The 3,476-nt window shown below is 59.8% G+C and carries 3 protein-coding genes; all 3 read right to left on the bottom strand.

Annotated features, from left to right (window positions below):
* Positions 1-184 precede the first annotated feature (184 nt).
* Positions 185-1,045: a bifunctional methylenetetrahydrofolate dehydrogenase/methenyltetrahydrofolate cyclohydrolase FolD gene (gene folD / locus V6C16_RS09585; RefSeq protein ID WP_333543084.1), complete on the bottom strand. Its 861-nt coding sequence runs from the start codon at positions 1,043-1,045 to the stop codon at positions 185-187.
* Between the two features lie 340 nt (positions 1,046-1,385).
* Positions 1,386-2,684, bottom strand: coding sequence for a phosphopyruvate hydratase (gene eno, locus V6C16_RS09580; RefSeq protein ID WP_333536950.1), 1,299 nt, complete (start codon positions 2,682-2,684; stop codon positions 1,386-1,388).
* A 292-nt stretch (positions 2,685-2,976) separates the two neighbouring features.
* On the bottom strand, positions 2,977-3,476 hold a 500-nt coding region (locus tag V6C16_RS09575), incomplete at its 5' end, for a type III pantothenate kinase (RefSeq protein ID WP_333543083.1).

Here is a 3,476-nt window from a genome sequence, read left to right as displayed (position 1 = left end):
CTGGCGGCTGCGTGAGCAGACGTTCGCTACGGAGGCGTAAGCGCAGTTTATCTGCGCGGTTAAACGCCGAAGTGAGCGTGCCTTAAACTTTGAGAATGTATATTCTCAAAGTTAATCTGCTCTAATGGTGGAAACCAAAGTTTCCTGCTCCCCGAAGGGAGCAGGAAAAAACATCAGAGCCACGTCACCAGGCAGTGCGCTGCCGCCAGGACTGCACCGTGTTCACAAGCAGCATGGCAATGGTCATAGGCCCGACGCCGCCGGGTACGGGGGTAATGGCCGCAGCCTTTTTACTGACGCTTTCATAGTCCGCGTCGCCGCACAGGCCGTCGTCGCCGCGGTTGATGCCCACGTCAATGACCACCGCGCCCTGACGCACCATGTCGCCGGTAATGAGGCGGGGCCTGCCCACGGCAAGGAATAAAAAGTCGGCCTTGCGGCATTCTTCCGCCAGGTCGGGGGTACGTGAATGGCAAATGGTGACGGTGGCATCGCCAAATTCGCCGGAACGGGTCAGCAGCAGGGCCAGGGGTTTGCCCACAATGTCCGAACGGCCCACCACCACGGCTTTCTTGCCCCTGGTGGGCAGATTGTAGCGGCGCAGAAGCTCCATAACGCCTGCGGGCGTGCAGGAAACAAAGCCCGGCAGCCCCAGTGAAAGACGCCCCACGTTTTCGGGGTGAAAGCCGTCCACATCCTTGGCCGGGTCAATGGCCAGCAGGCATGCCTGAGCGTCCAGCCCCCGGGGCAGGGGCCGCTGCAGCAAAATGCCGTCCACATCCGCGCGTGCGTTGCATTCCGCAATAAGGGCCAGCAGCTCCTGCTGTCCGGTCTCTGCGGGCAGGCGATAGGCAAAGGAGATGATGCCCACCTCGGCGCAGGCTTTTTCCTTGTTGCGCACGTACACCTGCGACGCCGGGTCCTCACCAACAAGAATCACTGCCAGGCCGGGGGCGCGGCGTCCCTGGGACGTGGCTGCGGCCACTTCCGCAGCCAGTTCCGCACGGATGTCCTGTGCAGTCTTTTTGCCGTCAATTACTAGCATGGCTTGCTCCATGTATTTTTTCTTGGCCCGCAGGCGACCAACATAGTAGAGTCATGTGATGTCAGCAGTATAGACCGCCCCGGCTCCAAGCTCAAGGGCGCATGCCTCATTTTTCACTGCTTGAACAGCGCGCAACAGCAGGCCAGGGCCTTTGGCCGAGGAACCGCCAAAAGCCGCCGTTCATAAGGCATCAAGCCCCGCCTGCCGGGCGGCCGTCTTTGCACATGCGCCCGTGCTGCGAAATAACACCCTGCATACTCCGCAGGTACGGCAAAGCCCGCGTCCGCTGTCGGCGGACGCGGGCTTTGCCTGCATCATATGATCAACGCCGAAACCGGCCTTATTCTTCCGTACCCAGCGAATAGTATTCCGCCAGCATGGGGCCGAAAAACTCGGCATCATCGCCCAGTTCTTCCTCAATGCGCAGCAACTGGTTGTACTTGGACATGCGCTCGGAGCGGCACAGGGAACCGGTTTTGATCTGGCCGGAGTTGACGCCCACGGCAAGATCCGCAATGAAGCTGTCTTCCGTTTCGCCAGAACGGTGCGAAATGACGGTGGTATAGGCAGCTTCTTTCGCCATTTCAATGGTATCCAGAGTTTCTGTGACAGTGCCTATCTGATTGAGCTTGATGAGGATGGAGTTTGCCACGCCCTCGGCAATGCCCTCGGCCAGAATGGAAGGATTGGTCACAAAAACGTCGTCGCCCACAAGCTGCACGTGGTCGCCAAGGCTGGCGGTCAGCATGCCCCAGCCGTCCCAATCGCTTTCGGCCATGCCGTCTTCGATGGAAATAAGGGGATACTTGCGGGTGAATTCAGCCAGCCATTCGCTCAGTTCGGCATTGTTAAAGGTCTTGCCTTCGCCGGCAAGAACGTATTTGCCGTCCTTGTAGAATTCGCTGGAGGCCGCATCAATAGCCAGGGCCACCTCGGTGCCGGGATTATAGCCGGCCTCTTCGATGGCCTTGATGATGTACGCGAAAGCCTCGTCGTGATTCTTGAGGTTGGGGGCAAAGCCGCCCTCGTCGCCCACGCTGGTGACATGGCCGTCTTTTTTCAGAATCGCCTGAAGCATATGGAAGATTTCTGTACCCATACGCAGCGAATCGCGGAAGGTCATGGCCCCCACGGGCATGATCATGAATTCCTGGATATCCAGGTTGTTGGGAGCATGCGCCCCGCCGTTGATGATGTTCATCATGGGCGCGGGCAGCACCTTGGCGTTGATGCCGCCGAGGTACTTGTAAAGGGGCAGGCCCAGAAAAGACGCCGCCACCCTGGCGCAGGCCATAGACACGCCAAGCATGGCGTTGGCTCCGAGCCGGGATTTGTTGTCCGTGCCGTCCAGATCAATAAGAGTATTGTCAATCTGCACCTGACGCAGCGAATCCATGCCAAGCAGGGCATCGGCGATTTCGCTGTTCACATGGTCCACGGCCTTGGTGACGCCCTTGCCGCAGTAACGCTTTTTATCGCCGTCACGCATTTCCAGAGCTTCGCGGCTGCCGGTGGAAGCCCCGGAAGGCACGGCGGCCCGCGCTCTGAGTCCGGATTCCAGGGTCACTTCCACCTCGACGGTGGGATTACCGCGCGAATCCAGGATTTCACGGCCAAATACCGAGGCAATGCTGCTCATGTGTGGCTCCTTTGCCCTCATTGGGCTTGTTTTCAATCAATATAACGCATCTGCCGATCAGGGCATTATAACTTTGGGAAATCCGCTTTCAAAGCCTTTACGGCGCACGCTTCCGCGCTCAAACGGGCAGCAAACGGCGCGCAGGTCTTCCCGTGGGCCGCCTGCCCGCGCATCCGCCGGAAGAACATCAAATAAAACCGCTCCATGCGCTGACGGGCGCAAGCTGCTTTTGCACAATGCCACTACGCTCCGGCCAAAGCCGGAAACAACGGGCAGCCTTGCTCCGGCCACGTCACAGCGCCGTGCGCTCTTCATAGTACAGGCGGCGTAAACCCTCAAGCAGCAAGGCGGGCAGCACATGGTCAAAAACCGGGCTTACCCTGGCGATGGACGCCGCAAAGCCTCCGGTTCCCAACACCTTTACAGGGCCGGGCAACTGCCGTTTGAGGCGTTGCGCAAGCCCCTCAACCATACAGGCAAAGCCGAAAACCAGCCCATGCTGTATGCTGGTGGCCGTGCTGCGCCCCGGGGTCGGCTCATCGGCCCGCCCGTCCAGGTTGACTCTGGGCAGCTTGGCCGCCTCGCGCGAAAGAGCGCTTAACGCGGTGCGCGGACCGGGAAAAATCAGGCCGCCCATGTAGGCGTCGCCGTTAACACAGTCAATGGTTACCGCCGTGCCGAAATCAACCACCAGCAGACCGGGAGTTTCCGGATACAGACGGCGGGCCGCATACGCCCCCACCAGCCTGTCGGCCCCGACTTCAGCCGGGCGCTCATAGCGGTTTTCAAGCG

The organism is Desulfovibrio sp. 1188_IL3213 (assembly GCF_036763145.1).
Taxonomy (GTDB): domain Bacteria; phylum Desulfobacterota; class Desulfovibrionia; order Desulfovibrionales; family Desulfovibrionaceae; genus Desulfovibrio.
The sequence above is the reverse complement of the archived record's forward strand: the minus strand, read 5'-3'. Positions and strand labels throughout refer to the sequence as shown.

Excerpts from the sequence above, each read along its gene's own strand:
- eno (WP_333536950.1), bottom strand. The coding sequence starts at position 2,684 with ATGAGCAGCATTGCCTCGGTATTTGGCCGTGAAATCCTGGATTCGCGC.
- folD (WP_333543084.1), bottom strand. The coding sequence starts at position 1,045 with ATGCTAGTAATTGACGGCAAAAAGACTGCACAGGACATCCGTGCGGAA.